General features: G+C 63.8%; 28 protein-coding genes and 1 pseudogene. 7 read left to right on the top strand and 22 right to left on the bottom strand.

All coding sequences use genetic code 11. The features are described from left to right. Nucleotides 1–75: 75 nt before the first annotated feature. From KMZ29_RS12225 to KMZ29_RS12210, 4 genes are all read right to left on the bottom strand, one after another. A complete protein-coding gene (locus KMZ29_RS12225) occupies nucleotides 76–936 on the bottom strand; it encodes a MaoC family dehydratase (RefSeq protein WP_215623876.1) in 861 nt (286 codons plus the stop codon). A 205-nt stretch (nucleotides 937–1,141) separates the two neighbouring features. Then, complete coding sequence (locus KMZ29_RS12220) at nucleotides 1,142–1,531, bottom strand: Zn-ribbon domain-containing OB-fold protein (RefSeq protein WP_215612276.1); 390 nt, start codon at nucleotides 1,529–1,531, stop codon at nucleotides 1,142–1,144. After that, entirely contained in the window at nucleotides 1,531–2,679 is a 1,149-nt protein-coding gene (locus KMZ29_RS12215) for a thiolase family protein (protein ID WP_215606259.1), read from the bottom strand. The genes KMZ29_RS12220 and KMZ29_RS12215 overlap by 1 nt, the downstream gene beginning before the upstream one ends. Before the next feature lie 83 nt (nucleotides 2,680–2,762). Next, nucleotides 2,763–6,254 carry an indolepyruvate ferredoxin oxidoreductase family protein gene (locus KMZ29_RS12210; RefSeq protein ID WP_215623875.1) on the bottom strand — a complete coding sequence of 1,164 codons (3,492 nt, stop codon included), beginning with the start codon at nucleotides 6,252–6,254 and terminating at the stop codon, nucleotides 2,763–2,765. Nucleotides 6,255–6,521: 267 nt separating this feature from the next. Between KMZ29_RS12210 and KMZ29_RS12205 the strand changes: the two genes are divergently transcribed. After that, complete coding sequence (locus KMZ29_RS12205; RefSeq protein ID WP_369810102.1) at nucleotides 6,522–7,745, top strand: cytochrome c; 1,224 nt, start codon at nucleotides 6,522–6,524, stop codon at nucleotides 7,743–7,745. 19 nt (nucleotides 7,746–7,764) lie between these two features. On the opposite strand, the gene KMZ29_RS12200 is transcribed toward KMZ29_RS12205, so the two are convergent. Continuing rightward, entirely contained in the window at nucleotides 7,765–8,412 is a 648-nt protein-coding gene (locus tag KMZ29_RS12200) for a trimeric intracellular cation channel family protein (protein WP_215606257.1), read from the bottom strand. Between the two features lie 129 nt (nucleotides 8,413–8,541). On the opposite strand from KMZ29_RS12200, the gene KMZ29_RS12195 reads away from it, so the two are divergent. Continuing rightward, nucleotides 8,542–8,928, top strand: a complete 387-nt coding sequence (locus tag KMZ29_RS12195; protein WP_215623874.1) for a hypothetical protein — start codon at nucleotides 8,542–8,544, stop codon at nucleotides 8,926–8,928. A gap of 66 nt (nucleotides 8,929–8,994) precedes the next feature. Here KMZ29_RS12195 and KMZ29_RS12190 read toward each other — a convergent pair whose 3' ends face one another. The 3 genes from KMZ29_RS12190 to KMZ29_RS12180 are packed head-to-tail and all read right to left on the bottom strand — an operon-like array spanning nucleotide 8,995 to nucleotide 10,557. Next, nucleotides 8,995–9,810, bottom strand: coding sequence for an isocitrate lyase/PEP mutase family protein (locus tag KMZ29_RS12190; RefSeq protein WP_215623873.1), 816 nt, complete (start codon nucleotides 9,808–9,810; stop codon nucleotides 8,995–8,997). A 59-nt stretch (nucleotides 9,811–9,869) separates the two neighbouring features. Beyond that, nucleotides 9,870–10,220: an antibiotic biosynthesis monooxygenase family protein gene (locus KMZ29_RS12185; RefSeq protein WP_215623872.1), complete on the bottom strand. Its 351-nt coding sequence runs from the start codon at nucleotides 10,218–10,220 to the stop codon at nucleotides 9,870–9,872. A 28-nt stretch (nucleotides 10,221–10,248) separates the two neighbouring features. Continuing rightward, the gene (locus KMZ29_RS12180; protein WP_215623871.1) at nucleotides 10,249–10,557 is read right to left on the bottom strand and encodes an NIPSNAP family protein; all 309 of its coding nucleotides are present in this window, start codon (nucleotides 10,555–10,557) and stop codon (nucleotides 10,249–10,251) included. A gap of 222 nt (nucleotides 10,558–10,779) precedes the next feature. Between KMZ29_RS12180 and KMZ29_RS12175 the strand changes: the two genes are divergently transcribed. Both KMZ29_RS12175 and KMZ29_RS12170 read left to right on the top strand, forming a co-directional pair. Beyond that, nucleotides 10,780–11,478 carry an ArsR/SmtB family transcription factor gene (locus KMZ29_RS12175; RefSeq protein ID WP_215623870.1) on the top strand — a complete coding sequence of 233 codons (699 nt, stop codon included), beginning with the start codon at nucleotides 10,780–10,782 and terminating at the stop codon, nucleotides 11,476–11,478. A gap of 184 nt (nucleotides 11,479–11,662) precedes the next feature. After that, nucleotides 11,663–11,908 (top strand): GCG_CRPN prefix-to-repeats domain-containing protein, encoded by a 246-nt coding sequence (locus KMZ29_RS12170; RefSeq protein ID WP_215623869.1) that lies wholly within the window; start codon nucleotides 11,663–11,665, stop codon nucleotides 11,906–11,908. A 137-nt stretch (nucleotides 11,909–12,045) separates the two neighbouring features. On the opposite strand, the gene KMZ29_RS12165 is transcribed toward KMZ29_RS12170, so the two are convergent. Further along, nucleotides 12,046–12,366 carry a twin-arginine translocation signal domain-containing protein gene (locus KMZ29_RS12165; RefSeq protein WP_215623868.1) on the bottom strand — a complete coding sequence of 107 codons (321 nt, stop codon included), beginning with the start codon at nucleotides 12,364–12,366 and terminating at the stop codon, nucleotides 12,046–12,048. Nucleotides 12,367–12,541: 175 nt separating this feature from the next. Here KMZ29_RS12165 and KMZ29_RS12160 point away from each other — a divergent pair, with 175 nt between their 5' ends. Further along, nucleotides 12,542–13,783 carry a glycerophosphodiester phosphodiesterase family protein gene (locus KMZ29_RS12160; protein ID WP_215623867.1) on the top strand — a complete coding sequence of 414 codons (1,242 nt, stop codon included), beginning with the start codon at nucleotides 12,542–12,544 and terminating at the stop codon, nucleotides 13,781–13,783. A 92-nt stretch (nucleotides 13,784–13,875) separates the two neighbouring features. Here KMZ29_RS12160 and KMZ29_RS12155 read toward each other — a convergent pair whose 3' ends face one another. The 5 genes from KMZ29_RS12155 to KMZ29_RS12135 form a co-directional block, all read right to left on the bottom strand. Next, on the bottom strand, nucleotides 13,876–14,880 hold the full coding sequence (locus KMZ29_RS12155) for a Bug family tripartite tricarboxylate transporter substrate binding protein (protein ID WP_215623866.1): 1,005 nt from the start codon (nucleotides 14,878–14,880) through the stop codon (nucleotides 13,876–13,878). Between the two features lie 224 nt (nucleotides 14,881–15,104). Beyond that, nucleotides 15,105–15,416, bottom strand: a complete 312-nt coding sequence (locus KMZ29_RS12150; protein ID WP_215623865.1) for a hypothetical protein — start codon at nucleotides 15,414–15,416, stop codon at nucleotides 15,105–15,107. A 29-nt stretch (nucleotides 15,417–15,445) separates the two neighbouring features. Further along, nucleotides 15,446–15,892 carry a DUF2214 family protein gene (locus KMZ29_RS12145; RefSeq protein WP_215623864.1) on the bottom strand — a complete coding sequence of 149 codons (447 nt, stop codon included), beginning with the start codon at nucleotides 15,890–15,892 and terminating at the stop codon, nucleotides 15,446–15,448. Between the two features lie 130 nt (nucleotides 15,893–16,022). Next, nucleotides 16,023–16,958, bottom strand: a complete 936-nt coding sequence (locus KMZ29_RS12140) for an Abi-alpha family protein (protein ID WP_215623863.1) — start codon at nucleotides 16,956–16,958, stop codon at nucleotides 16,023–16,025. 524 nt (nucleotides 16,959–17,482) lie between these two features. Continuing rightward, the gene (locus KMZ29_RS12135) at nucleotides 17,483–19,015 is read right to left on the bottom strand and encodes an acyl-CoA carboxylase subunit beta (RefSeq protein WP_215623862.1); all 1,533 of its coding nucleotides are present in this window, start codon (nucleotides 19,013–19,015) and stop codon (nucleotides 17,483–17,485) included. 137 nt (nucleotides 19,016–19,152) lie between these two features. Here KMZ29_RS12135 and KMZ29_RS12130 point away from each other — a divergent pair, with 137 nt between their 5' ends. After that, nucleotides 19,153–19,569, top strand: coding sequence for a DUF4260 domain-containing protein (locus KMZ29_RS12130; protein ID WP_215623861.1), 417 nt, complete (start codon nucleotides 19,153–19,155; stop codon nucleotides 19,567–19,569). 45 nt (nucleotides 19,570–19,614) lie between these two features. Here the strand turns inward: KMZ29_RS12130 and KMZ29_RS12125 are convergent, their stop codons facing one another. The 6 genes from KMZ29_RS12125 to KMZ29_RS12100 form a co-directional block, all read right to left on the bottom strand. After that, on the bottom strand, nucleotides 19,615–20,040 hold the full coding sequence (locus KMZ29_RS12125) for a DOPA 4,5-dioxygenase family protein (protein WP_215623860.1): 426 nt from the start codon (nucleotides 20,038–20,040) through the stop codon (nucleotides 19,615–19,617). Between the two features lie 28 nt (nucleotides 20,041–20,068). Beyond that, nucleotides 20,069–20,896 (bottom strand): class D beta-lactamase, encoded by an 828-nt coding sequence (blaOXA, locus tag KMZ29_RS12120; RefSeq protein WP_369810101.1) that lies wholly within the window; start codon nucleotides 20,894–20,896, stop codon nucleotides 20,069–20,071. 70 nt (nucleotides 20,897–20,966) lie between these two features. Next, nucleotides 20,967–21,233 (bottom strand): EscU/YscU/HrcU family type III secretion system export apparatus switch protein, encoded by a 267-nt coding sequence (locus KMZ29_RS12115; RefSeq protein ID WP_215623858.1) that lies wholly within the window; start codon nucleotides 21,231–21,233, stop codon nucleotides 20,967–20,969. Beyond that, complete coding sequence (gene fliK / locus KMZ29_RS12110) at nucleotides 21,230–22,765, bottom strand: flagellar hook-length control protein FliK (protein WP_215623857.1); 1,536 nt, start codon at nucleotides 22,763–22,765, stop codon at nucleotides 21,230–21,232. The genes KMZ29_RS12115 and fliK overlap by 4 nt, the downstream gene beginning before the upstream one ends. A gap of 150 nt (nucleotides 22,766–22,915) precedes the next feature. Then, nucleotides 22,916–23,746 carry an outer membrane protein gene (locus tag KMZ29_RS12105; protein ID WP_215623856.1) on the bottom strand — a complete coding sequence of 277 codons (831 nt, stop codon included), beginning with the start codon at nucleotides 23,744–23,746 and terminating at the stop codon, nucleotides 22,916–22,918. A 253-nt stretch (nucleotides 23,747–23,999) separates the two neighbouring features. Then, the gene (locus KMZ29_RS12100; RefSeq protein WP_215623855.1) at nucleotides 24,000–24,782 is read right to left on the bottom strand and encodes an ATP12 family chaperone protein; all 783 of its coding nucleotides are present in this window, start codon (nucleotides 24,780–24,782) and stop codon (nucleotides 24,000–24,002) included. Between the two features lie 85 nt (nucleotides 24,783–24,867). On the opposite strand from KMZ29_RS12100, the pseudogene KMZ29_RS12095 reads away from it, so the two are divergent. After that, nucleotides 24,868–25,316: pseudogene (locus KMZ29_RS12095) on the top strand (hypothetical protein). A gap of 25 nt (nucleotides 25,317–25,341) precedes the next feature. Here the strand turns inward: KMZ29_RS12095 and KMZ29_RS12090 are convergent. Together KMZ29_RS12090 and KMZ29_RS12085 are read right to left on the bottom strand one after the other, a co-directional pair. Then, nucleotides 25,342–26,295 carry a hypothetical protein gene (locus KMZ29_RS12090; RefSeq protein WP_215623854.1) on the bottom strand — a complete coding sequence of 318 codons (954 nt, stop codon included), beginning with the start codon at nucleotides 26,293–26,295 and terminating at the stop codon, nucleotides 25,342–25,344. A gap of 185 nt (nucleotides 26,296–26,480) precedes the next feature. Continuing rightward, on the bottom strand, nucleotides 26,481–26,798 hold the full coding sequence (locus KMZ29_RS12085; RefSeq protein ID WP_215623853.1) for a hypothetical protein: 318 nt from the start codon (nucleotides 26,796–26,798) through the stop codon (nucleotides 26,481–26,483).

Here is a 26,798-nt window from a genome sequence, read left to right as displayed (position 1 = left end):
CCAGCCCACAGGGCTGAACCCGGAATCTCGAGATTCCGGGTTCGCGCAGGCGCGCGCCCCGGAATGACGTGCGAATTAGCCCAGCACCGTCCTGCCGCTCTTGATGACGGTGACGTTGCGCGCTTTCACCTTGGCCTCGAACGAAATCACGTTGCCGTCCTTCCACATTTCCATGGTCACGGTTTCGCCGGGATAGACCGGCGAGGAAAACCGCACCGCGTGCTGCCGGAAGGCGGCAGGATCGTAATCGGCATAGGTCTGCAGCACGCCGCGACAGGTGATACCGTAGGTGCACATGCCGTGCAGGATCGGCCTCGGAAAACCGGCGCGCCTGGCGAATTCGGGATCCGAATGCAGCGGATTGCGGTCGCCGCAGAGACGATAGATCAGCGCCTGATCCGGGCGCGTCGTGATGTCGACTGATTTGTCGGGGCTGCGGGTCGGCACCTTGTGCGGTTCGGGCTGGCCTTCCGAAGGCCCGCCGAAGCCGCCGTCGCCGCGCGCGAAACGCGACGCCACCAGCGTCGCCAGTTTCTCGCCTTTCTCGTCCTTGAGCACGGTCTGGTGCCGGATCACGGCGCCCTTGTCCTTGCCCTTGTCGAACACGTCGAGCACGGTGGAATCGGCGGTGATGTGAGCGGCGATCGCAAGCGGCTTGTGGAAGGTGATGTCGCGCTCGCCGTCGACCACCATCAGGCGGTTGAGATGCATCTCGCCGGGGCCGGCGCCCCATGCCGCGACCGAGGCGAACGTCGGCACCACCTTCAGCGGGCGCGGGATGGCGACCGCCTCGTTGACGAAGGCCAGCTCCTTCTCATCCATGGGGTCGGCGCCCATGCCGATGCCGTGGGCGTACAGCATCACTTCGCGGTCGGTGTAGGCGTATTTCTGGCCGAGGTTCTTCAGCGCCATCAGCTCGTCGTACTTGATCGGCATTTCTGGTTCTCTCCCGAATTCATTTTCTTTTTCGGCGCCCGTTGCTGCGCCCTCTCCCCTTGTGGGAGAGGGCTACACAGGCGTCGGCAACAAACTCGCTACGGTGGGGGGGGTTGGCTCCACGGATAAACCTTCTCCGTGGAGAGAGACCCCTCATCCGGCAGCCTTCGGCTGCCACCTTCTCCCACAAGGGGAGAAGGAAGAACTAGACCGGCGTGAAGAACGGCAGCGGCGCGCCGTCGGTCGGCTTGAACACCACCTTCACCTTCTGGCCGATCTTCAATTTCTCCAGCTCGCAATCGACGATATTGGTCTGCAGCGACGGGCCTTCCTTCAGCGTGACATAGGCGATCGCGTAGGGACCGGTCGGCGATTTCCGCATCAGGCTCCAGGTGTAGATGGTGGCCTCGCCAGAACTCTCCTCCCACACCGTCTTGTCGGAGAAGCAGAACGGGCAGATCGAGCGCGGGAAATAATGCGCTTCGCCGCAGGCGGTGCAGCGCTTGATCAGGAACTTGCCCTCTTTGGCCGCTTCCCAGAACGGCGCGGTCTCGGGATTGCCTTGCGGCGTTGGGTACTTCTTTGCTTCGGCCATTACACACGCTCCAGAATGCAGGTTGAGGCGGCGTGACGCACGCCGAGCAGGCCGCCGGTGCCGTGGGCAATGGCGAGATCGCAGTTCGGCACCTGCACTTTCGGATGCGCTTCGCCGCGCAGCTGGCGCACCGCTTCGAGGATTTTTGTCATGCCGCCGCGGTTGACCGGGTGATTGCTGCAGAGGCCGCCGCCGTCGGTGTTGAACGGCAGCTTGCCGACGCCGGAAATCAGATTGCCGTCGGAAACGAACTTGCCGCCCTCGCCCTTCTTGCAGAAGCCGAGGTCTTCGAGCTGCATCAGCACCGTGATGGTGAAGCTGTCATAGATCGAGGCGTACTTGATATCCTTCGGCGTGACGCCGGCCTCTTCGAAGGCGCGCGGTCCGGACCAGACGCCGGCGGAGTAAGTGAGATCGAGATCCTTGCCGCCGCGCGGTCCCTTCATCGCCTCGCCATGGCCGATCAGGCGCACCAGCGGCTTCTTCAGGCTTTTGGCGATCTCCGGCGTGGTGACGATCAGCGCGCCGCCGCCGTCAGAGACGACGCAGCAATCCAGGCGGTGCAAGGGATCGGAGATCATCGGCGAATTGATCACGTCCTCGACGGTGACGACGTCCTTCAGCATCGCATGCGGGTTGTACTGGGCGTGATGGGAGGCCGCGACCTTGATCCAGGCCAGTTGCTCGCTGGTGGTGCCATAGTCGTGCATGTGGCGCATGGCACACATGCCGTAGGCGTTGTGGGTGGTCGCCCCGTAGGCGGCCTCGAAATCGAGCTCGGCGCCCGCCGCGCGCGGCGGCATCGCGCCGGTGCGCGGCTTGCCGGCCAGCGTAATCAGCGCGATCGAGCATTTGCCGGCGGCGATGGCTTCGGCAGCATGACCGAGATGGATCAGGTAGGAACAACCGCCGGTCTCGGTGGAATCCATGTGGCGCACCTTGAGGCCGAGGTAATCCACCATTGGCCACAGCCCGCCCGGCGCGTCGCCGGCGCAGAAATAGCCGTCGATATCGGCCTTGGTCAGCCCGGCGTCTTCGATCGCCCCCTTGGCAACTTCGGCGTGCAACTGTGCGGTGGATTTATCGGGTGCGTGCCGGGTTGGATGTTCGTAAATCCCGGCAATGTAGGCCTTGCCCTTGATGGTCAACAAAACTCTCCGCTGGTGTTTCTTCCCAGCGGATGTCTTCGCGCGTCAGAACGGGATTGGCAAGCGCCCCAGATCGCAAGGCCCTATTCCGCCGCGACCTGCCGTGGCGCCGGCGGCGGGTTGACGAGATCCCCGGCTAATTCCGCATAGCGGATTTTCGCCGCCTGCACCGCCTTCTCCTTGACTGGCCCGTAACCGCGGATGCGATCCGGCAGCGACAGAATTTCGATCGCGGTATCCAGTGTCAGCGGCGACAGCAAGCCGAGCACAGTTAAGATGTCCTTCTCGTAACCGGCGATCAGTTCGCGCTCGAGTTTGCGGTCGGCGCTGTAGCCGAAGATATCGAAAGATGTGCCGCGCAGGCTCCGCATCTTCGCCAGCAGACGGAACACCGGCATCATCCAGGCGCCGAACTTGCGCTTGACCGGCCGTCCCAGCGCATCCCTGGCCCCGCCGAGGATCGGCGGCGCGAGGTTGAAGGAGAACCTGAAGTCGCCGTCGAACTGGTCGCGCAGTTGCTTCTCGAACCGGCCGTCGGTAAAGAGCCGCGCCACTTCATACTCGTCCTTGTAGGCGAGCAGCTTGGCGTAGTTGATCGCGACTGCGCGCGGCAGCGCCTCGCCGTAGCCGCCGTCGAGCGCGGCGTTGCGCACCTTGGCCACCATCATGCGATAGCGGTCGGCGAGCCTGCCGTCCTGGTAGTCGGTCAGATGCGCGCTGCGATGGGCGATGATCTCGTCGAGCGACATCTCCTCCAGCGTCTTCGGCGCCACCGTCTCGTCCTGGCCCTTCATCATCGCCACCAGCCGCGCCGGATCGGCGGCAGCGAGACGGCCGAGCCGGAAGGCTTCCGTGTTCATCTTGATCGCGACGCCGTTGACCTCGATCGCCTGCTCGATCGCCTTGGCCGAAAGCGGCAGCAGGCCCTTCTGATAGGCGTAGCCCATCATCATCATATTGGTGGCGATGGAATCCCCGAGCAGCATCTCGGCGGGCTTTGTGAAGTCGAAGAAGGAGGAATCCTTGCGCAGCGCCGTTTCGAGGACGTGATTGACCTTGCGGCTCTGGAAATTGAAATCGCGGTTGAGGATGAAATCCGCGATCGGAATGAGATGGGTGTTGATGACGCCATAGGTGCGGCTGGATTCGCACAGCGTCATGGTTTCCTTGGCGGCGGCGACGACCTCGTCGGCGGCGAGCACCAGGTCGGCGGTGCCGGTGACGATGCGCGAACAGGTGACGTCGGCGGTATGTTCCGACAGCCGGACATGGCTGAGCACCGCCCCGCCCTTCTGCGCGAGGCCGGACATGTCGAGGATCATGCTGGCCTTGCCCTCGATATGCGCGGCCATGCCGAGCAGCGCGCCGATGGTGAGCACGCCGGTGCCGCCGACGCCGCCGACCGCGACGTTATAGGGCCGGTCCAGCGAAGGCCTCGAAGCCGGCTCCGGCAGCTCGCCGATCTGGCCGAGGTCGGCCGGCGCGCGCTTGCGCAGCTTGCCGCCATCGACGGTAATGAAGGACGGACAGAAGCCCTTCACGCAGGAATAGTCCTTGTTGCAGGTCGACTGATTGATGATGCGCTTGCGGCCGAATTCGGTTTCCAGCGGCTCCACCGAGATGCAGTTAGACTGCACCGAGCAGTCGCCGCAGCCTTCGCAGACCGCCGGATTGATCATGACGCGGCGCGCCGGATCCTCCAGCGTGCCGCGCTTGCGGCGGCGGCGCTTTTCGGCCGCGCAGGTCTGCACGAATACGATGGCGGAAGCGCCCTTCACCTCGCGCAACGTCTTCTGGACGGCGTCGAGCTGGTCGCGATGCGCGGTTTTGGTGCCCGGCGCGATGTCGGAGGCCGGATAGGCGTCGGGATTTTCCGACACCAGATAGATGTTGCGGATGCCTTCAGCGTGCAGCTGGAAGGTGATCTGCTGCGGCGACAGCTCGCCGTCGACATGCTGGCCGCCGGTCATCGCGGTCGCGTCGTTGTAGAGGATCTTGTAGGTGATGTTGGCGCCGGAGGCGACCGCCTGACGGATCGCGAGACTGCCGGAATGGAAGTAGGTGCCGTCGCCGAGATTGGCAAACACATGCTTTTCGTCGGTAAAAGGCGCAACGCCCACCCACGGCACGCCCTCGCCGCCCATATGGGTAAAGGTCTCGGTAGAGCGGTCCATCCACAGCGCCATGAAGTGACAGCCGATGCCGGCGAAGGCGCGGCTGCCTTCCGGCACCTTGGTCGAAGTATTGTGCGGACAGCCCGAGCAGAAATACGGCGTGCGCGAAATCGGCGACACCGGCTGCATCTGGGTGGCGAGCCGCCCGTTGAACCAGTCGGCCTTGGCGCGCAGCATCGCGGCAATTTCGGGATTGAGGTTGAGGCGCAGCAGCCGCTCGGTGAGCGAGCCTGCCAGGGAGGCGACGCTGAGTTCCTCGGCGAAGGGCAGGAAGCGCTTGTCGTGCTCGTCCATCTTGCCGACGATGCGCGGGCGGACGTCGTCGCGCCAGTTGAACAACTCCTGCTTCACTTGATTCTCGACGATCTCGCGGCGCTCTTCGATGATCATGATCTCTTCGAGACCGACAGCGAATTCGCGCACGCCCTCGGGCTCCAGCGGCCACGGCATGCCGATCTTGTAGAGCCGCAAGCCGATCTTGGCGGCGACTTCCGGAGTGACGCCGAGTTCGCGCAGCGCCTGCCGGATATCCTCGTAGCTCTTGCCGGAAGCCATGATGCCGAAGCGCGCATTCGGCGAATCCATGGTGATGCGGTTGACCTTGTTGGCGCGGGCAAAGGCGATCGCGGCAAAACCCTTGTAGTCCTGCAGGCGGCGGTCCTGGTCGTAGCGGTCGTCGGGCCAGCGCAGGTTGAGCCCGCCCGGCGGCATCTCGAAATCGGTCGGGATGATGAAAGGCTTCATCTCGTCGGCGAGATCGATCTCCGCGGTGGTCTCCACGGTCTCGGTAATCACCTTCATGCCGACCCAGCAGCCCGAGTAGCGCGACATCGCGATGCCGAGCAGGCCCATCTCGATCATTTCATGGATGCTGGAGGGATAGAGATAGGGCATCAGCGCGGAGATGAAGGCGTGGTCGGACTGATGCGGCACGGTGGAGGATTTGGCGCCGTGGTCGTCGCCGGCCAAGCACAGCACGCCGCCGTTCTTCGCCGAGCCGGCGGCATTGCCGTGGCGGAACACGTCGCCGCAGCGGTCGACGCCGGGGCCCTTGCCGTACCAGATGCCGACCACGCCGTCGTGGCGGGCGCCCTTCGACAGATTGAGCTGCTGTGAGCCCCAGATCGCCGTCGCCGCGAGGTCCTCGTTCACGCCGGGCTGGAATTTGACGTTGTACTGCTCGAGGTGTTTGCGTGCGGCGAACAGTTGCTGGTCGTAGCCGCCGAGCGGCGAACCCCGGTATCCCGAGACGAAGCCCGCGGTATTGAGACCGGCGGCGCGGTCGCGGCGGATCTGCGCCATCGGCAGGCGGACCAGCGCCTGGATGCCGGTCAGAAAGACGTGGCCGGAGCCTTGGGTGTATTTCTGGTCGAGACTGATCGGACCTTGGTTGATTCCCATTCCACCCTCTTTGAGCCGCCTCGCCCAAGCGATTTTAGCCCGATTTTAGCCAGGTATTCTCTCAGCTTGGCGGCAGTCTATGTCGGTTTTTGCGGGCCGCGCATCACAATTCTCGGCAATGGAGCCCCGCATCCGCAAATCGCAATTTCGTGCCCGAAACGGCGGCCGGCTTTTTCGCTTTGTGTCTCGGCGCGGGCTGCCGGCGAAACGACGTGACGCGCTCGCCGTGTCGTTTTGCGCTACAAGGCCTCAAGGAGAGACAGATTGGTGCAGGGACGACATCGCGCAAGCCTGGCGATTCTCGCCGGCCTCTTTTTGTGCACCGCGTCAGCCATTGCCCATGCCCAGCCCTCCCCCTCGGCCGAGACGATCGCACGCGGCAAGGCTCTGACCTACGCCGCCGATTGCGCCAGTTGCCATACCGCCGATCCCTCAAAACCGTTCGCCGGGGGCAAGCGCATCGATACCCCGTTCGGCGCCATCTATTCGCCGAACCTGACGCCGGATCGCGAGACCGGGCTCGGCGCCTGGAGCGACGACGACTTCATCCGCGCCCTGCGCTACGGCGTGGCGCCCGACGGCTCGCGCTATTACCCGGCCTTCCCCTATCCGAACTTCACCAGGCTGATCCGTGACGACGTGCTGGCGATCCGCGCCTATCTCGCAACGCTGCCGCCGGTTCGCAACCGCCCGCCGCCGCCGCAACTGCGCTGGCCGCTGAACTACCGCGTGCTGATGCGGGGCTGGAATTTCCTGTTCTTCCGTCCGGGTATCTTCCAGCCGAACCAGCAGAAAAGCGCGGAATGGAATCGCGGCGGTTATCTGGTCACGGGAGCGGCGCATTGCGGCGCCTGCCATACGCCGAAGAACATTCTGGGCGCCGACAAACGTGGCCAAGCCTATGGCGGTGGATTGGTCGATGGCTGGTTCGCGCCGCGCCTCGACGGCTCTGACCGTAGCGGGCTGAAATCCTGGAGCATCGAGGACATCGCCGAATATCTGCAGAGCGGCCGCAACGGCAAGAGCCACGCCGCCGGGCTGATGGCGGAAGTGGTGGTCAATTCGACATCCAAGATGAGCGACGCCGATATCCGAGCCATCGCGGTGTATCTGAAGGACCTGCCGGCCGGCGCGCCGGAGCCCGCGGTGACGCCGCCGCCGCAGGCGGAGATGACCGCAGGCAAGGCTATCTACGCCCGCGCCTGCATCGCCTGCCACGAGGCCGACGGCTCAGGCGCGCCTCGGATCTATCCACCGCTGCCCGGCAACGCCAATCTGCAGGCGGCCGATCCGTCGAGCACGCTCCGCATCATCCTCGACGGCGCGCAGACGGTGACGACGCCGCGCGCGCCCAACACCGGATCGATGCCGGCCTACGCCAAGCAACTGTCCGATCGAGAGATCGCAGAGGTCACCAACTACATCCGCAATTCCTGGGGCAACGCCGCGCCGCCGGTGACGCCGGCACAGGTCAGGAAAGCGCGCCGATAGGACTTCACCTCCCGCGCGTCTACCGGCGATTCTCGTCAAAGACGAATTTCGGCATTTCCCATTTGTAGCGGATCGCCAGCAGACGGAACGACAGGCCGAGCACGAAGGTCAACGCCGTCCAGAGCTCGTCATTCAGCTTCAGGCCGAACCCCGTCGAGTAAAACAGCCCGGTGACGATGGAGACGCTGGCGTAGAGTTCGGCGCGAAACAACAGCGGCACGTCGTTGCAGAGGATGTCGCGCAGCACGCCGCCGGCGCAGCCGGTGATCATCCCCGCCACCACAACGATCACGAGCGGCAACGATGGGTCGATTTGCCAGGCGACGTCGCAGCCGGCCATGGTGAAGACCACCAGGCCGATCGCATCGAGCACGAGAAACGCGGTGTTCAGCCGGTGCACCACGCGCGCGATCAGGATGGTGGCGAGCGCAGCGCCCGCCGTCAGCAGCAGGTAGGACGGGTGTTGCACCCAGACCAGCGGGTAATGCCCGAGCAGCACATCGCGGATGGTGCCGCCGCCGAGCGCGGTGATGCAGCCGAGCATGCAGACCCCGGCCCAATCCATGCTGCGCTTTCCGGCAGCCAACGCCGCGGTCATCGCCTGCGCCGTGAGCGCCACCAGCGAGAGCCCGTATAAAACGACATCACTGGCAGGCAGGCTCCACATCGCAACCCCATGGAAAAGATTCGTGGAACTTACGTGGCGGGTTCCATTCTGAACAGGCTGAAAGTTACACGGTTCCGGGAACCTCCGCGGACTCCGGCGATTGTCGTGCCGCAATGGAGGAACCAACTCATGGCCACCCAATCCAATCCGAACGATCCCTATCGCGCCAACCTGAGCGACGACGAATTCAGCCGCCAGGCCCGTCTCAACAATCAGCTGCGGGCCGATCCGGAGCTCGTCGAGGGCGCCACCAGCGGCAGCAAGGTGGCGATGTTCGCCATCGCCATCGCGGTCGTGCTGGGCGCGGTCTTCTACGGCCTCAACAGCTCGTCGGTCGATCAGGCCGGAACCACTCCGTCGTCGGCGACGGCGCAGAACACCCAATCGTCGCCTCCCGCGGCCCCTCCGGGGATGCGTGACGTGACCCCGAGGGCCAACAGCCAACCGGGAATGACCACCGGCGCCGCTCCGTCGCGCCCGCAGAGCCCGCCGGCTTCGAACCCGGCCAGCAAGTAACGGCTGAAGAGTCCGCAAGCTGACAAACTGCGTGGCGGGCAACGAATTGCCCGCCGCGTCTTTTTGTCAGCGGAACATCTTGTTCAATTCGCCGCCGGAATAACCATTGGCGAGTTCGGTGAAGGTGCCCTTCCCGGCCATCTCGCTCGCAGCCCGCATGAAGCCGCCCCACGCCGCCCGCGCCAGCGAACCGCCGACGCTGATGCGGCGGACGCCGAGTTCGGCGGCTTCGCCGAGACTGAGGCCGGAGGCGCCGATCAGGAGATTGACCGGCTTCGGATGCACCGCCTTCACCACAGCCGAAATCTGCTTCCTGGTCTTGATGCCGGGCGCATAGAGGCAATCGGCGCCCGCTTCCGAATAGGCTTTCAAGCGGTCGATCACCAGGTCGAGGTCCGTCAGCCCCCACAGGAACGCCTCGCAGCGGCCGGTCAGCAGCACGCCGCTGTTGTCGGCATCGATCGCGGCCCGCGCCGCCCTGATGCGCTCGATCGCGACCGCGCGCTCATAAAGCGGCTTGGCCGCATCGCCGGTGGAATCCTCGATCGACAGCCCGGCCACGCCGGTCGACACCCCGCGCGCAACATTGGCGCCAACCTGCGCCGGTTCATGCGCAAACCCGCCCTCGAAATCGGCATTGACCGGCAGATCGACGGCCGCGCACATCGCAGCAAGATGCGTGCAGACATCGTCGAGTGTGACCTGGTTGTCGGCCTTGCCGATGGTCCAGGCAAAGCCCGCGCTGGTGGAAGCCAGCGCCTTGAAGCCGAGATGCTGCAGCGCCTTGGCGCTGCCGACGTCGAACGGATTGGGAATGATGAAGCATCCGCCCTCGTGCAGTTTGCGGAATGTCGCGCGCTTGTCTGAAGTCGTGACCGCCATGGTCGCTCCCTTCGATTGCTTGTTTGGGCCGCGAAGATATCCGCGCGCCATGTTCGAGGCTAGTGCGCGTCGTGGGTCGCGCGGCTGTCCGTCGGCGCCTGCGCACGATCCGTCATGCCGTAGTCGCGGATGACCCCGGCAATACGCAGCCGGTAGTTCTCGAATATCACCGCACGGCCCTTGCCCTGGGTCTTGCGGTGGCCCGGCAGGTTGCGCCAGGCCGCAACGGCCTCTTCATCGCGCCAGAACGAAAGTGAAAGGATCTTGCCCTTCTCGGTCAGGCTTTCGAAGCGTTCGACCGAGATGAAGCCGTCGATGGTCTGAAGCGCCGGCCGCAGTTCGGCGGCCAGATCGAAATATTCCTGTCGGTGCTCCGGCTTTGGCCAGACTTCGAAGATCACGGCAATCATGTTCGCCTCCCTTGCGCGTCGCGGCAGTCTACCGCATCACCGGGCGCAAGAATGTCCGCTCTTCCGCCAGGATGAACTTATTTTGCTCGGCAAAATCGAAATTGGCCATGCCTTCGGGGTCGGCGCGCAGCCGCGCGCGATAGCTTTCGTAGGCCGCGAGGCTTTCGAACGAAATCAGCGCGAAGGCGATGTTGTTGGTGCCCTCATGCGGCATCCAGTAGCCCAAGAGGTCGCCGCCGCATTTCGGGATGATGGTGAGCCAGTTCTTCGAATATTGCTCGAACATCGCGCGCTTGAACGGGTCGAGCTGGTAGCGGATGAAAACGGTGACGGCCAAGGAAACCTCCGGTGGATTTTTTACGCCATAGCGCCAGCGATCGTCATTGCGAGCGCAAGCGAAGCAATCCATGCTGCCACATCGGCACGATGGATTGCTTCATCGCTTGCGCTCCCTTGCGCAAACGCTTCGCGTTTGTCGCAGGCAATGACGAGCCCGAGCACTTGTCGGATCCGACAATAGCCGCTTGATCGACGTCGATGCTTCGTCTAACATCGAACTATGAAAGCAGGTCCCGATATCGCCATGATCGCCGCACTGGTCGGCGATCCCGCGCGTTCCAACATGCTGACGGCGCTGATGACCGGCCGCGCGCTGACCGCGAGCGAGCTGGCGCACCAGGCCGGCATCACGCCGCAGACCGCGAGCTCGCATTTGTCGAAGCTCGAGGCCGGCGGCCTGATCGAGCAGGAGAAACAGGGCCGCCACCGCTATTATCGCCTCAGCGATTCCGACGTCGCCGACGTGCTCGAGGGCCTCGCCGGCCTTGCCGCGCGCGTCGGCCACATGCGGGTGCGCACCGGGCCGAAGGATCCGGCGCTGCGCCGGGCGCGGATCTGCTACGACCATCTGGCCGGCGATCTCGGCGTGCAGATGCTCGACAGCATGAAGCAGCAGCGGCTGCTGCGGCAAAGCAAGCAGGTGATCGAGCTCACCGCCGAGGGCGAGCGCTTCATGGCGAAAGCGCTGCAGATCGACGCCGGCTCGCTGGCGCATCCGCGCCGGCCGCTGTGCAAGGCCTGCCTGGACTGGAGCGAGCGCCGCCATCATCTCGCGGGAACGCTGGGCGCGGCCATCATGGCGCGGTTCACCGAATTGAAATGGGCCGCGCGCGACGCCACCCCCGGCAGCCGCGTCGTCAATTTCACCCGCACCGGCGAGAAACGTTTCGCCGCGCTGTTCGGCGAGACTGGCGGCTGACTGTTGCGTTGTGCTCATGGCCGGGCTTGACGAGAGTGCCACCGTCTAGCGCGCCCGCATTCATTCCGGGTTCAGGTCGCCTCATTAAGGTCGCAGAAATGTTTCGATCTGTTGCAATTCGTCAACATATCGAATCGCCGGGATTGCGGCGCCGCGCGATGCGGCCCGAAATGAGGGAGAAACCATGAAGTATCTTATCGCAGCGGCCCTGCTTGCGACCACGGTTGTGGGCTTTGGCGCCACGGCCGATGCCGCCGGCGGATGCGGTCGCGGCTTCCATCGCGGCCCCTATGGCGGATGCCGGCCCAATGCCGCCATGGTCGTGGTGCGTCCGCCGGTGGTGTACCGGGCGGCTCCGGTCGTGGTGGTGCCTCGCGCCCGCGTCTGCCCCTACGGCATGGTCTGGCGTCATGGACGTTGCCGTTATTGACGGCATTAAGGTTCACGGCAAAGCCCCGCTCGCGCGGGGCTTTTGTTTGTTTGAAGGGCAGCAGCCGGCGGCCTGTCGTCAACGCGGAAACGGGAGGACGGATTCCCGCCCTCCCGTGAACTATTTCATTCGGGATATTACCAGTAACGGCGGCGCCAGTAGCGGCGGCGGTGCCAGCGGCGGCGATGCCAGCCCCAATGACGGCGGCGCCAGCCCCAGTGACGCCTGCCCCAGCCCCGGTGATGGCCGCGTCCGCGGCCCCAGTGCACTTCCTCGGGCGTGAGACGATCCACCTCGTCTCCGGTGACGACCGCGGGATGCGCATCACCCTCCGGCGGCAGCCGTCCGTCTGCGGCGAGAGGTTGCGGCATCAGGGGGGCTGCCTGCGCGCTCGCGGCCAGCGCGGCCGCGCCCGCGGCAAATCCAACGGCGAGTTTCAGAAAATGGCGGCGTTCCATGACAGCTCCCTCTTCGCAAGGAGTGGTGAGTGATGCGACGCGAGTTTGATCGCGGCGAGATGAATAGCCGCTGAACCGCGCGTTCATCGGTCCCGGGCTGTGTTACGCAACCCCACACCCACTGTCACAATGCTATGGTGATATCAGCCTGCGCATCATCTCGAGGGAACCGCCCATGCCGACCCGCCATCGTTTCACGCTGTTGTCCGCGCTGTTGGGCGTGGCCCTCCTCTCCCCCGCCGCGGCGCAGGTAGCGCTGCCCGAAGCACAGATCGGCCCGCGACCGTTCTACCTCGTCGACAAGATGAAGGACGGAGCGCTGAAGCAGAAGCTGAGCCAGTGCACCGGTCCGTTCCGCAGAAGCGACTTTTCGATCGGCCATCGTGGTGCTGCGCTGCAATTCCCCGAGCACAGCCGGGAATCCTATACCGCGGCGGCCCGCATGGGCGCCGGCGTGATCGAATGCGACGTGACGTTCACAAAAGACCGGCAACTGGTGTGCCGGCATTCGCAATGCGACCTGGCAACCACCACCAACATCCTGTCGGTGCCGGAACTCGCCGCAAAATGTTCGCAGCCGTTCGTCCCGGCCGATCCCGCGACCGGCCGCAAGGCGGCGGCGAAATGCTGCACCAGCGACATCACGCTCGCCGAATTCAGGCAGCTCACCGCCAAGATGGACGGTTCGAACCCGAACGCCACCACCGCGGCCGATTTCCAGAACGGCACGCCACGCTGGCGCACCGACCTCTACGCCAATTCCGGAACCCTGATGACCCACGACGAGAGCATTGCGCTGATCAGGAGCTTCGGCGCCAAATTCACGCCCGAACTGAAAGCGCCTGAAGTGCCGATGCCGTTCGACGGCGACTACACCCAGGAGAAATACGCCGCACAGATGCTGGACGCCTACAAGGCCGCCGGCATCCCCGCGAGCGACGTGTTCGCCCAAAGCTTTGGCCTCGCCGACATCCTGTTCTGGGTGAAGACCGCGCCGGAGTTCGCGGCGCAGGCGGTTTATCTCGAAGACCGTTACGAGAAGCAGGGCCTTGACGCCGGAAAGCCCGAAACCTGGAAACCTTCGATGGCGGAATTGAAGGCCTCTGGCGTGAAGATCCTGGGGCCGCCGATCGCGCTGATGCTGGCGCTGAACGACAAGGGCGAGATCGTGCCGTCGGAATATGCCAGGGCTGCCAAGACCGCGGGCCTCGATTTGATCGGCTGGTCGCTGGAGCGCGACGGGCCGCTGGGCAAAGGGGGCGGCTTCTATCACCGCTCGATCAAACGCGCCATCGACCGCGACGGCGACACGCTCACGGTGCTCGATGCGCTGGCGCAACAGGTCGGCGTGCGCGCCATGTTCTCCGACTGGCCGGCGACCACGACGTTCTATGCGAGTTGCATGGGGATGAAGTAAGGCGAAGCGGAAGCTGCTTCCGCTTCTGCCGGTCGATGAAAATCCTGTCCTTACTGCAATTCAATTGAGCTGCATCGACATCGAGCGCTGGCTCACTCCGGCTTGATGCCGGCCTTCTGCACCACGTCGCGCCATCGCACGACTTCGGCTGCAACGAACTTTCCGAACTCCGGCCCCATCAGCGTCGGGATAGCGGAGCCGTTCTTCGCCCACATTTCCTTGATGGGCTCCGAGTCCAGTGCCTTGCGCACTTCGGCCGACATCCGCTTGATGACCTCCGGCGGCGTGCCCTTCGGGGCGAACAGCGCATACCAGGTCGACACCTCGAAGCCCTTGAGCCCCGCTTCGGCAGCGGTCGGCACATTGGGGACCGCGGCCGAGCGCTGCGGCGCCGCGACCGCCAGGGCGCGCAGCGTGCCGCCCTGGATCTGGTTCGCCGACGAACCAAGCCCGTCGAACATCACATGGACATGCCCGGAGACCAGATCCTGCATCGCAGGACCCGCGCCGCGATACGGCACATGATTCATCTTGGTGCCGGCGAGGATGTTGAACAATTCGCCCGCCAGCTGATGGGTGGTTCCGCGACCTGCAGAGGCAAAATCCACTTTGCCCGGATTCGCCTTCAGGTAGGCAATGAATTCGGCCAGCGTCTTGGCCTCAACTTTGGAGGGATTGACGACGATCACCTGCGGCGGGGCGGCGATCAGGGCAACCGGGATAAAATCCTTCTCAATGTCGTAATCGAGCTTGAGAAAGATCGATGGCGCGATCGCATGATGCGCCGCACCGACGAAGAAGGTGTAGCCATTGGGTTCGGCCTTGGCCGCCGCTGCCGCACCGATGGTGCCGCCGGCGCCGCCGCGGTTGTCGATCAGAACGCGTACACCGAGCTGCTTGTCGAGCTGCGCCGACAGCGGACGCGCGAAAGCATCGGTGCCGCCGCCGGCCGGAAACGGCACGATCAAGGTCACCGGCCGTTCCGGCCAGCCCTGCGCTGTGGCCGGTCCGCCGGCGAGTGCGAAGACCGCAAAGGCCGCCAAAGCCAATGTTCGATAAAGGGCGGCCGCGTTCGCGCGCCGTGATTGAAAGCCCATGATGCGTTTCCTTGTCGATGATGGTTTTTGCTTGACCTTGAAGCTGATTAGGCCACCACGCAGCAGGCTTGGCAAGCCGGTTCGCCCGGCTTTAGTCCTGCATGCGAGCGGCCCGGCGGCGGCGGGATTGCCTATTATCATGCTGCATGGCGGTGAAGTGGGGCGAGAGAAAGGCTATTTCCGCCTCTGCCGGTCGCGGGGACGACGAGTGGAAAACGTCTCGCCTAGCCGACCTCCTCCGCCAGCACCAGCACCTCGCGCGTGCGCGTTACATCCGGCCAGCAACGGTCGAATTCGGCGACCAGCGCCTTCAGCGCATCGCCGCCGGTGGCGCGCTCGAGCGCGGCCTGGTCGGCGAATTCGTACATCGCCAGATGCAGCGCGGGATCGCCGGCGCTCCAGAACCGCCGCGCCTTCTTCACCCCGAACGCCTTGGTGGCGTCGGGCAGATGCTCGCGGCTGTACCATTCGTCGAACGCCCGGCGCTTCGCGGGATCGGCGACGGTAGCGCGGACGACGAAATAGGTTTTGGACATGGGCGGGCTCCGGAGGCGTGGATGATAGCTTAAACCCAGCCGCCGCGCGCCATGATCGCGGCGCACAGCAGGATCAGGACGATGGCGAACAATTCGCCATGCAGGATCCTGCGGACCAATGCCAGCTTCCTCGCGCTGACCGCCGGCGCCTGCCCGGCCCGCAGCGCCCCGCGCCACGACAGAAACTCGCGGGTCGGCACGATCGACATTAGCGCGACCGCGATGAAGATCGCGAGTTTGGCCAGGAAGGCGTGATTGTGGAAATAGTAGTCCGCGCCCTTCTCGAAGAAGAACACCCGCAACAGCCCGATCACCAGCAGCGCGGCGGCCGAAATGCCGAGCACCGCATCGGTCGCCAACAACCGGCGTGCCGACGCCAGCGTCAGCTCGCCGCGGACCAGCGTGAACTCGATCGCGACCGCCGACACCAGCGTGAAGGCGCAGAGATGGTGGAGGAAGGCGAAGACAGTGGACATGGGGCGGGGCTCTCTTTTTGCCGCGGCAATGTAGTGACGGAGAAAAGGACGCAAGACGGACTCGACCCGCCGCCGAAGCGGTGCTGGACGGAGACATGGTGGATTACGCTGCGCTAATCTGCCCTGCGCGCTATTTGGGATTAGAGACCTTCTTTGCGGGACTCGTCCTTCGTGCCTTTTTCCCCTTGGGCGATTTCAGCTCTTCTCGCATGCAAGCTTTCATGAAATCAAAACCCAAAGACGTGAGTATTGCGAATGAGCAAGTGCCGCGTATCGCCCATTTGCCAACCTGATGCCGCTTCGGGTACCACGCAGCGACATCGAACTTTTCCATCAATCCCAGAGCTACGAGATTGAAAATCGCTTCGATGTGCTCCTCGGACTGTTTGAATGGGCTTCCGATCCCGTTCGTCCAACCCTCCGATTGATAAAAGCCCAAATCATATGCGAGAGGTATCACATCAGTCCGGATGCAATGGCCCATAAGGCTGTTCATTAATTGATCATAGGGTTCGGTCGGAATAAAATCCCCTTCGCGGTACATCTTCAAGATTTGACCGCCTTCTCTTTCAAACGACGACACAAACAAATCTATCTGGTCTTGTCTGTCGTTCGAACTCCACATGTCAGGATCAAATCCATCATCCTGATAAATCTCCTCCTTCATGATAAGAGAGTGGAGGCTTCGAAAATAGCTCGCCTCCTTTGTCGATAGCTTCTTCAATATGTCGACATAGACTGCGTGCCGAGCCTGATAGCCTGTAACAGCAGCGCCGAGCAAGGAGCTCCACATGTCCGCAATTGATTGATCAGATTCTACATCTTCGAATGAGGCGCCTTCCAAGAACGGCACTAGAAATTTTACAGGGATTCTTTCGGGAGCTAGATTCTCTTCATCGCAGAACAATCTCGCGCGCTTCACAATATGAATAGCACTTTTCCATCTCATGAACCTTATCTGATCACCCAAATAGCCAGATAATTCCTTGGTGACCTCTCCAGTTAACGGGGAGATGGCCTTCGACAGGGCTTTAGCTATCGTCGAGCTCATGCCTGCAGCGAGCATCGTCCTCACCGCTCCAAAAATATTGGACTGGGGAAATATCGCTTGGGGTGCTTTCCGGCAGAAGTAATCTCGTGACGACGAATCCTAACACCCTGCTTGTTCACAAGGTCATGCCCCTCCGAGAGAAAGTATCGAATAAGGGCGCGTTCAATCAATGAGAGGCAGTTGGGCTTCTGCTGTCCCGGCCTTGCTATGAATCGGGCAGCCAAAACGATCCGTTTTCCGGACTTGGCATTCTTCAAATGTTGCATGAGGCGAAGGTTGTTGCATTGACCCTTGACGCGACCACGTATCTTGTTGGCCTTGCCAACGTAGAGCGCCTCAAATTTTTGCCCATACCGCCGCCCGAACACATATATCCCGGGCGCACTGGGTAGCTTGTCTAACGGAATCGAATAAATAAGATTTTCCTTTGATGCATCCTTCAGGGGGATGGCGCGAGTCCATTCTAAACCCAAAATCATCGCATATCACTCAGTAGATTTGTTGCTTAAATTAACAACTTTACAGTTTGAGGTAAGTTTTTACAACGGCAAGTTATCGTGCTTCTTCATCGGTATCTCGACATGCTTGTCCTTCAGCATCGCCAGTGCCCGCGCGATGCGGCGGCGGGTCGAGTGCGGCATGATGACGTCGTCGATGTAGCCGCGCTCGGCGGCGATGAAGGGGGACAGGAAGCGGTCCTCATACTCCTTGGTGCGCGCGGCGATCTTATCGGCGTCGCCGATGTCGGCGCGGAAGATGATTTCCACCGCGCCCTTGGCGCCCATCACGGCGATCTGCGCGGTCGGCCAGGCGTAGTTGACGTCGGCGCCGATTTCCTTCGAGGCCATCACGTCGAACGCGCCGCCATAGGCCTTGCGCGTGATCACGGTGACCAGCGGCACGGTGCACTGGCTGTAGGCGAACAACAGCTTGGCGCCGTGTTTGATCAGCCCGCCATATTCCTGCGCGGTGCCCGGCAGGAAGCCCGGGACGTCGACGAAAGTGACGATCGGGATGTTGAAGGCATCACAAAAACGAACGAAGCGCGCGGCCTTGCGCGAGGCGTCGCTGTCGAGCACGCCGGCCAGCACCATCGGCTGGTTGGCGACGAAGCCGACGGTGCGGCCGGCGATGCGGCCGAAGCCGGTGACGATGTTCTTGGCAAACATCTCGGAGATCTCGAAGAAGTCGCCCTCGTCGACGACTTTCAGGATCAGCTCCTTCATGTCGTAGGGCTTGTTCGGATTATCCGGGATCAGCGTGTCCAGGGACATGTCGACCCGCTCGATGTCGTCGAAGCTCGGCCATTCCGGCACGCCGTCGGTGTTGTTGGAAGGCAGGAAATCGATCAGCCGGCGCATCTGCAACAACGTCTCGACGTCGTTCTCGAAGGCGCCATCGGCAATCGAGGAACGGGTGGCGTGCACGGAGGCGCCGCCGAGTTCTTCGGCCGTGACCACCTCGTTGGTGACGGTCTTCACCACGTCGGGGCCGGTGACGAACATGTAAGAGGTGTTCTTCACCATGAAGATGAAGTCCGTCATGGCGGGCGAATAGACGTCACCGCCGGCGCAGGGGCCCATGATGACGGAGATCTGCGGGATCACGCCCGACGCAACCACGTTGCGGCGGAACACGTAGGAATAGCCCGCCAGTGCTGCGACGCCTTCCTGGATGCGCGCACCCCCGGCGTCATAGAGCCCGATGATCGGCGCCCTCGCCTTCATCGCCATGTCCTGGATTTTTACGATTTTCTGCGCGTGGGTTTCCGACAGCGAGCCGCCGAACACGGTAAAGTCCTTGGCGAAGACGAAGGTCTTGCGGCCGTTGACGGTGCCCCAGCCGGTGACGACGCCGTCGCCCGGCACTTTTGATTTCTCCATGCCGAATTCGGTCGAGCGGTGCTCGACGAACATGTCGAACTCCTCGAACGACCCCTTGTCGAGCAGGAGCTCGATGCGCTCCCGTGCGGTCAGCTTGCCGCGGGCGTGCTGCGCCTCGATGCGCTTTTCGCCGCCTCCGAGCTTGGCGCCGGCGCGCCGTTCTTCGAGGGTGTCCAGGATGTCCTTCATCTGCTTCCGCCCGTATTTGCCGCAGGATTTGGCAAGGCTTCTAACACGGCATTTCGCGGGCGGGAAACGCCCTTCCCGGCCCTCTGGCACTCCTTACCAGGGCCGCCTATATCCGGTGGCCCAACGGAGGCGACGAGATGACTGATATCGCAAGCGGGGGCGCGACAGGCGCCGCCATAGGTGGGGCGCGGACGCTGCTACGGCTGGAGGGACTGGCGCTGTTTGCGGGCATGACCCTGCTTTACGCGGTATGGGAGGGATCGTGGTGGGTCTACGCCCTCTTGTTCCTGGCGCCCGATCTGAGCTTCGCAGGATACCTCGCAGGCCCCCGGATCGGGGCAGCCGTCTATAACGCCGCCCACAGCTATCTGGCACCGATGGCGCTGATGACGACGGGCCTGGCGCTTCCCTCGCCGCTCACGCTCTCGCTCGCGATGATCTGGCTGGCCCATATCGGCATCGACCGCGCACTCGGCTACGGCCTGAAATATTCCACCGGTTTCGGCTTCACCCATCTCGGCCGGATCGGCAAGGATGCGGCGAAGGCGACCTGATACTGCGGCGGCAGGGTTCTCGCCGCGCGGCAGCAAGTATCCCGGTTACGGACGGAGAACCGGATGGGTGTTCGGCGCCGGCGCCTGCTCCATGGGGCCCTCTTCCGGCAGCTTCTCGCCATGCAGGTCGAGCGCCGGCCCGATCCAGAGCGGATCGCCGAGATGATCCCGGCGCGGGTTGGCGGTGTTCGGATGCACCAGGATGCTCAGGCTTCCATGGTTGAGCATCAGCCACGGCACCAGCTCCGGAAAGATTTCCGTCGCGAAGGCGACCTGAAACATCGCCTGGTCGTGCGGGCCCACCTTGACGTCGTGCCAGCGGCCGAGCGTCACGGAAAACCGCTCGCCGATCCATGCCCGCAGCCGCTCGGCCTCCGGCCGCGTCGCGTAGGGATCGTAATAGACGTGGGCGTGGAAGCTTGCGATCTCGCGGAGGGATCGCGGGGCGGGATCATGCGACACGTCGGTCATCTCCGGTTCCTCTGCTCGCCGCAGCGGATCAGATCGCGCCGATATCGGCAAGGCATTGCTGCGCCACCTTGATGCGGCTGGCGACATGGCGCGGCTCGCGGCAATCCATGTTGAGCGCGAACACGGTAATGGCGCTGCCCTTCTCGGCCCAGCCCACCAGCCAGCCGAGCGAGGGCTCGCCGCGCTCGGCGCCCAACAACCCGGTCTTGGCGCGGATCACGGCATCGCCGACTTTTGTCACCGGCAGGATATCGCGCACCAGATCCTGGCTGCGTTTCGACACCGGCAACACGCCGCGCCGCAGCCGGTCGACGAAATCGATCTGCTGCACCGGATCGATGCGCAGATCGCCGGTCAGCCAGAACTGGTCGATGCCGCCGCCGATGTTGCGGTTGCCATATTCGAAGAGGTCGAGATATTTCTGCATCCGCTCGGGCCCGATGCGCCGGGCGATCTCCTGATAGGCGGGCACCACGGAGGCGGCGATCGCCGTGCGCAAGGTGTGGTCCTTGTTCCACGCTTCGATGCTTCTGGTAACGCCGTCCCACTTGAAGACGTCCTTGTCCGGGTCTTCGACCACGCCGGTCTCCAGCGCGATGATCGAATTCGGAATCTTGAAGGTCGAGGCCGGCAGCTTCGCTTCGCCGGAACGATCCTTGTCGCTGGCGATGATCAGATAATCGTCGGTCTTGTAGCCGACGAAGGTGCCAGGCGTTCCCTCGTCGGCGAAGCGTTTCGCCAGATCCGCGCGGATCTCGCTGCGCTGATACGCGACATTGGCATAACTGCGGGAAGACAAAAGGCTGGCGGCGGCAAAGAGGCCGAGCGCATGACGGCGATTGATCACGGGGAGCATCCGATGGCGTTGAAGGCGGCCGACGATGCATCCGGCATCGTGGTAAAATAATGATGACCGGAAATGCGGCCTAGCGAATCCGCCCCGACAGCCGCAGCACGAACACCAGCACTTCCGCCACCGCCTTGTAGAGCTCGGCCGGAATCTCGTCGCCGATCTCGACGTTGGAGAGCGCGCCGGCGAGCACCTCGTTCTCCTCGATCGGAATGTCGTGGGCCTTGGCGACTTCGATGATCTTGGCGCCGATCGAGCCCTTGCCCTTGGCGACGACGCGCGGCGCGCCGGTCTTGTCGTAATGCAGCGCGACCGCAACCTGCCTCTTGGTTTCCACGGTCATAGCGCGCGGTCCAGGAAATGCCCGGCGGGCGCGGGCGCCGATTGCGGCGGAGTGCCGTCGCGGATCACGATATCGCCGGGCACGAGCTCGGCCCTGCTCAGCGCCTGACTGAGCTGCGCGGCACCGGCACGCAGTTGCGCCGCGGTCGCGGGCCGTTCCGCCCACATCCGCACCGAGGTCTTGTCATCGACCAGCGACACCAGCGCATGTACGGGACCGGCCGGTTCGACGTCGAGCGAAAACCGCGCCCGCCATACCCGCTTGGCGGCCTCGACCTCGCTGCCGCCGCCGTCGCGGGAAATTTCGAACTGCGCCAGCGCGGTTCCCTGTGGCGTCGCAAACGGAATTTCGAAATGCCAGCGCGGCGCCGCCGGATCGATCCGTGCCGGAGACGCATCGACACGGTCGGGCAGTGAAGCCACCTGCAGCAGGGTCTGGCGCGCAATCGCGGCGTCGGTATCGCCGAGCAGATGATGCGCTGTGGTGGCGAGCGGTGCATCCGGTGGGAGCGACGGCAAGGCGATGGGCTGGGCCGTCGGTTGCGCGCCGCGGAACGGCGGCGGCGGCACGTTGGTATGGAAGGTGACGTCTTCGCTGCGCAGGTCTCGCACGGCTCCCGGCGCCAGCGAGGCCTTGCCGAGTTCCTGCAGTCCCTCCTGCAACAAGGTCAGCGCGGCGCCGGCCGCGGCGCGCGATCCGCCCCTCAATGCCAGGGAATCCGCCGCGACCGCGAGCCGCGTCTGCGGCAGCAGAATTTCCTGCACCTCGACATCCGGCGACAGCGACGGAGCAAGCGCCGGCGATGCCGCGACATCCGTGGCCGGTCCCTGAGCAGGCCCCCGTGCTGCGGCGAGCGACGACAGCAGCGTCTGGCGAAGCACGATCAGCGCAGCCTTGAGATCTGGAACGCCGGCGGCCCCAGGCGCAACCAATCCCGACGCCAGCGAAGCCTCGAGAAACAGCCCGGATTTCTGAAAGGCATTCTTGATCTCGCTGCCTGTCAGGTTTTGATCGAGGCTGGTGCGCTGCGCCAGCAATTGCGTCACCGCGGTTTGCAGGTTCGCCGGCAGCGCATGCGACGACACGGCGGAACTGGCGTCCGCGAACAGCGGCGCCAGACTGCCTTGCTGCGTGGCGGCGGCCTGCGCCGCCGTGGACACCGCGAGCTTCTCGATCGGCGTCAGAATGTCTTTGGCGGGCGCACCGATCACGGCCGGATTGGCCGGCGCGTCGACCAGCGCACCCGGCGTCAGTGTCACGGTGTCGGCGGCCGCGCCGGCGCCCTGCCCGACCACCGCGAGCCGGATACCGCCTTCGTTCTGCGACACCGCCAGCCGCAAAGCTTGTCCGGCCTGCAGCGGCACTTCCGAGACGACATCGATCGACATGTTGGCGATCGAGATCCGCACCAGATTGTCGGCGAGCAGTTGCATCACCTTGGCGTCGACCACCGTCCCCGGCTGCAGCACGAGGTCGCGCGCCGGCCCTTGCGCGGCAACGACGGAAAGGATCGGATTGACGGTCAAGGGCATCGGGCGGTCTCGCTGGACGGCGAAGGCTAGCCCAGCGTCGTAAACCTCTCGTTAATCTAATGCCCCAGCAGGCGCCGGCCACGACGGCAAGGCAGACGCTACAAAAAAGCCCCGGCAATGCCGAGGCCTTTGAATTGATCGGAAGGAAGATCAGTATTTCGCGACGAGTGGGCCGCCCCATTTGTAGTTGATACCGACGCGCGCGAGCTGACCCGTCTCCCTTATCGAGGCGGTCAGCGTGGACGTGCTTGCACCGTAGTTATAGACGAGCGGCGCCGTCGTGTTGGTACCGAGGTCATAATAGAGGTATTCAACCTTGGCGGTCCAATTCGCAGCGAACATCCACTCGGCGCCTGCGCCTACCGTCCAACCAAAGTTGGTCGGGCCGCTCGTTGTGGCGAGATTACGCGCCGGACCGCAAGTCGGGCAAACCGAACTGACCCCAAGCTCGGTCTGGCCGTAGGCGAGACCGCCCGTCACGTAAAGCAGCAAGGGATTATTGACCACAACGCCAAGGCGGCCCCTGACGGTGCCCAGATAGTTCAGCTTGTTCGAGACAACTGTCGTTATCGCGGAGCGAGCCGGGAACGGCGGCTGGGGAAGATTGATATGGGTGGCGCTGGCGCTGGCGTTCGATCCCATGATGTCTGCCTCGACGCCGAGGAGCCAAGTACCGAACTGCTTATTGTAGCCGACCTGGCCGCCGCCGATGAAGCCACTGTAACGCGTGTTGAAAGTCCTAGGCGTCGATCCATCGGCGAGTTCCGATCCGAAGCCGCCGCCACCGGTATCCGTTCCCGTCAAACCGACATCATTGTTGACGGAGCCGACCCATCCGGCATTAGCGCCGACGTAGAACCCCGTCCAATCGTAAGCGGGAGCGACCGCTACGGGAGGGGCCTTCCTGTAAGGCAGATCGGCCGCCTGGGCAGCCGTCGCCCCCATCGCCAAAATAGCCGCTGCCGCCAATGAATTTTTCATGGGGTCCCCCGGAAATTAACGGAAACGCAATGAGGATCCTAGGCGGAGTCAGTACGATTGAATGTCACTGATCTGCAACATACGATGGAAATCGGCCACGAGGGAATGTCACATCACTTGACACAAGAAGGTCAGCGATCCTGTCGTTCTTTGCTGCGAACGGGCGGCCGAATCGGTTTCGCGTCCGCTCGCGCCTCCAATTCGCTGAATGAACGCATGACCCTGAACGCCGGGCCGCGCGCACCTCGGCGGATCATGCGCCGGGATTCAGCGCCTTGAGAATATGGGCGGCGGCCCGTAAATCGACCAGCCGCGCCGCGCGGCGCGCCGCCACCTCCTCGTCCACGCCCCATTTCTCGATGTTCCAGTCCTCATCGACATGGGCGGCGGCCCAGACCCGCTCCTGGTCGAGCACGCCGTGCAGCAGCGCCAGCGCGAGCAGCGCCGATCCGGTCACGGTCGTGACCACATGCAGGGCGGCGATCGACCAGGGATCGTCGGGGAAAGCCGCGCGCGCCGCCGCGATCGCCGGCTCGGGCTGGCGGACATGCACGATGCCTTCGGCCAGCATGAAATGCGCACCCAGCGTCTCGGCGGCCCAGAACACGACCGGGTCCCAATGCTTGGCTTCCCGCGCCACCAGCGCTTCCGGATGACCGGCGCGGTAAAATAACAGATCGGTGCCGAGATATTTCGCGACATCGTCGGCGACCGCCTCTACCCGCTCGACCACGCCATCGACGACGCTGTTGGCGAAGCGCGTCAGCGGCATGGTCAGGGGATCGATCAATTCCTGCTGCGCCTCCCACTCCACCGCGATGGCGTTGGCGATTTCCCGGGTCGGCGCCTCCAGCGGACGCCCCGATGGCGTGCGGATCGGCTTGCCATCCAGCGTGATCGCGAAACCGTCCGCGGTCTCGACGACGCCGGCGCGAGCGTAAAAGCGCTTGCGCCGCGGGGTGCGCGTCGTACGGCGCACCGCCTCCTCCGGATCGAGCGGCGATTGTCCTGCCACTTCATCGAATAGTTCGCGCATGCGGTTTTCCGTCTCTCGCGCCGGTGATAGTTTTCACAAAGAGAATACGACATCGATGGGTGCAAATAAAGCGAGCCGGCCGATGATGGCGCGGATATCGGCGGCCATTCTGGCGCTAATGAGCGGTCTCGGCTGCGCAAGCCTCGAGGCCGGGTTCCGCTCGCCGGAATCGCTGGTCAGGAACGTCTACGCCTACTACGGCGACCGCTCGTCCGCTCTGTCGAACGGGCTGACGCGCGATGCAGCGACCGCTGCCCAGTTCTTCGATCCCGGCTTGCGCGCCGCCTGGATCTCTCTGAAGAGCCATCCCTACGACTTCCTGGTGCAGAGCCCGAGCGGAAACTTGGCGCCGTCTCGATATCGATCCTGCGCAGGCAATTCGACAAAACCTATGTGGCCGCCGCCTTCGACAACCAGGGCCGCGCGGTGACGTTGAACTTCATTCTCGTCAACGGCCCCGACGGCTGGGTGATTTCGGATGTCGAGAGCCCGCACGATTCACTGCGCATGTTCCTCGCGCAATACAGAAACTAGAAGCGCGATGGCTTCGCCCGCAGCCCTAGACGGCCGGGGCGCGCCGGTTGAAAATCCAGAGCCCGACAGCGCTTGCCAACATCACAAGCCCGCCGAGCAGCACCGACAACGGCGTGGCGCCGAGGCGCTCGAACCATTGGGTGTAAAAATGGATGCCGGCGAAGACGGCAACGAGATTGACCAACCAGCGGCGGTTGACCTGCAGCGCCCAGATCCCGGCGCCCAGCAAGACCACTGCCCAGAGGATGCTGAACACCGAGGCCGGGATGACAATCTTGGTCATGAACGCCAACGATGCATCCTTGGCATTCATCGAGCGCATCAGCATCAGCGGATCGCCCCATAGCGAGCCGATCCAGAAGCCGAAATTGACCAGCAGCAGCGAGGTACGCGCGGCTGTGATCGCGAGCCGCTCGCAGTCGGCCGACAGGCGTTGCGAAGCCTGGTAGGCGATCAGCGCCAGCGCGGAAAACAGCATGACGGTGAGCGTCGGCTCGAAGATCGCCAGCGAATAGACCGCGTGGCTATAACCGGTGCGCGCACCGAGGCAGGCGGAGGCCGCCAGCACCGCCAACGCCATCAAGAGGCTCGAGCGGGCGGCGATGGCCGCGATCCCGAAGGCGCCCATAACGATCAGCATGGACGCAAGCGAGCCGGCCCCGAAGGCGATCACGCCGCCGCCGAACATCAGTGCACCTATAACGAGGCAGATCTGCCCGAGCAGTATCCATTGCTGCACGCGGTTGATCGTGATCGCGCTGCCTGCGGCGAAAAGTGCGAGCCCCAGGCCTACCGCCGTCAGCGGCGTCGGCACCAGCGCCACTGCGCCTGCCGCGATAGCGACCACGCCGAATCCGATCAGGACGTTGACTCCAAACGAGCCCGTATCATGCGCAGCGAGCGCCGTGAGCCTGTCGGCTTCCTCGCGCGTCAGTTTGCCTTCTTCGACCAGCTTGGAAATGTCCAGTATGATCTTCATGGCGCGCCCCCGATGCCGGGTCCCCTTGGTGCGCCGGTATCGCAGATCTAGCAGTTCGGTGCCTGCCCCGCGAGTCAATCAATAGGAAGGCAAGGACCTGATGAGATGCGTCGGCGGGCGCTGTTCACATCGAGTGGGGCGCGCCAGGCAATCTCGCGCATGAGCACGCGCGCCGGTTCGCAGGCCTACTGATTGGCACAGGAACGCGAATAGGCCGCGCGCTCGTTGGGGCCCAGTCCGGAAGCGGCGGCATCGTCGAGGCATTTGCTGATGCGGTCGCTGAACGAGCCGCGCTGCAAACCCTGGACGCGCGGCGGCGTCGGCGGCGCGTCCATTTTCGGAATCGCGGGCACCTCGATCTTCGGGACAGCCGGCGGCGGCGGCAGCGGCGGGTTGTACTGCGAGCCGCCCGGCGGAATGAATTGCTGCTGCGCGGAAGCGGCGCTTGCGGCAACCAGCGCCAGCATAACCGCGCCAACAACGAAGATCGATGATCGCTTCAT

The organism is Bradyrhizobium sediminis, from assembly GCF_018736085.1.
GTDB classification, from domain to species: domain Bacteria; phylum Pseudomonadota; class Alphaproteobacteria; order Rhizobiales; family Xanthobacteraceae; genus Bradyrhizobium; species Bradyrhizobium sediminis.
Note: the sequence above shows the minus strand (reverse complement) of the source record. Positions and strands in the feature narration are given on the sequence as shown.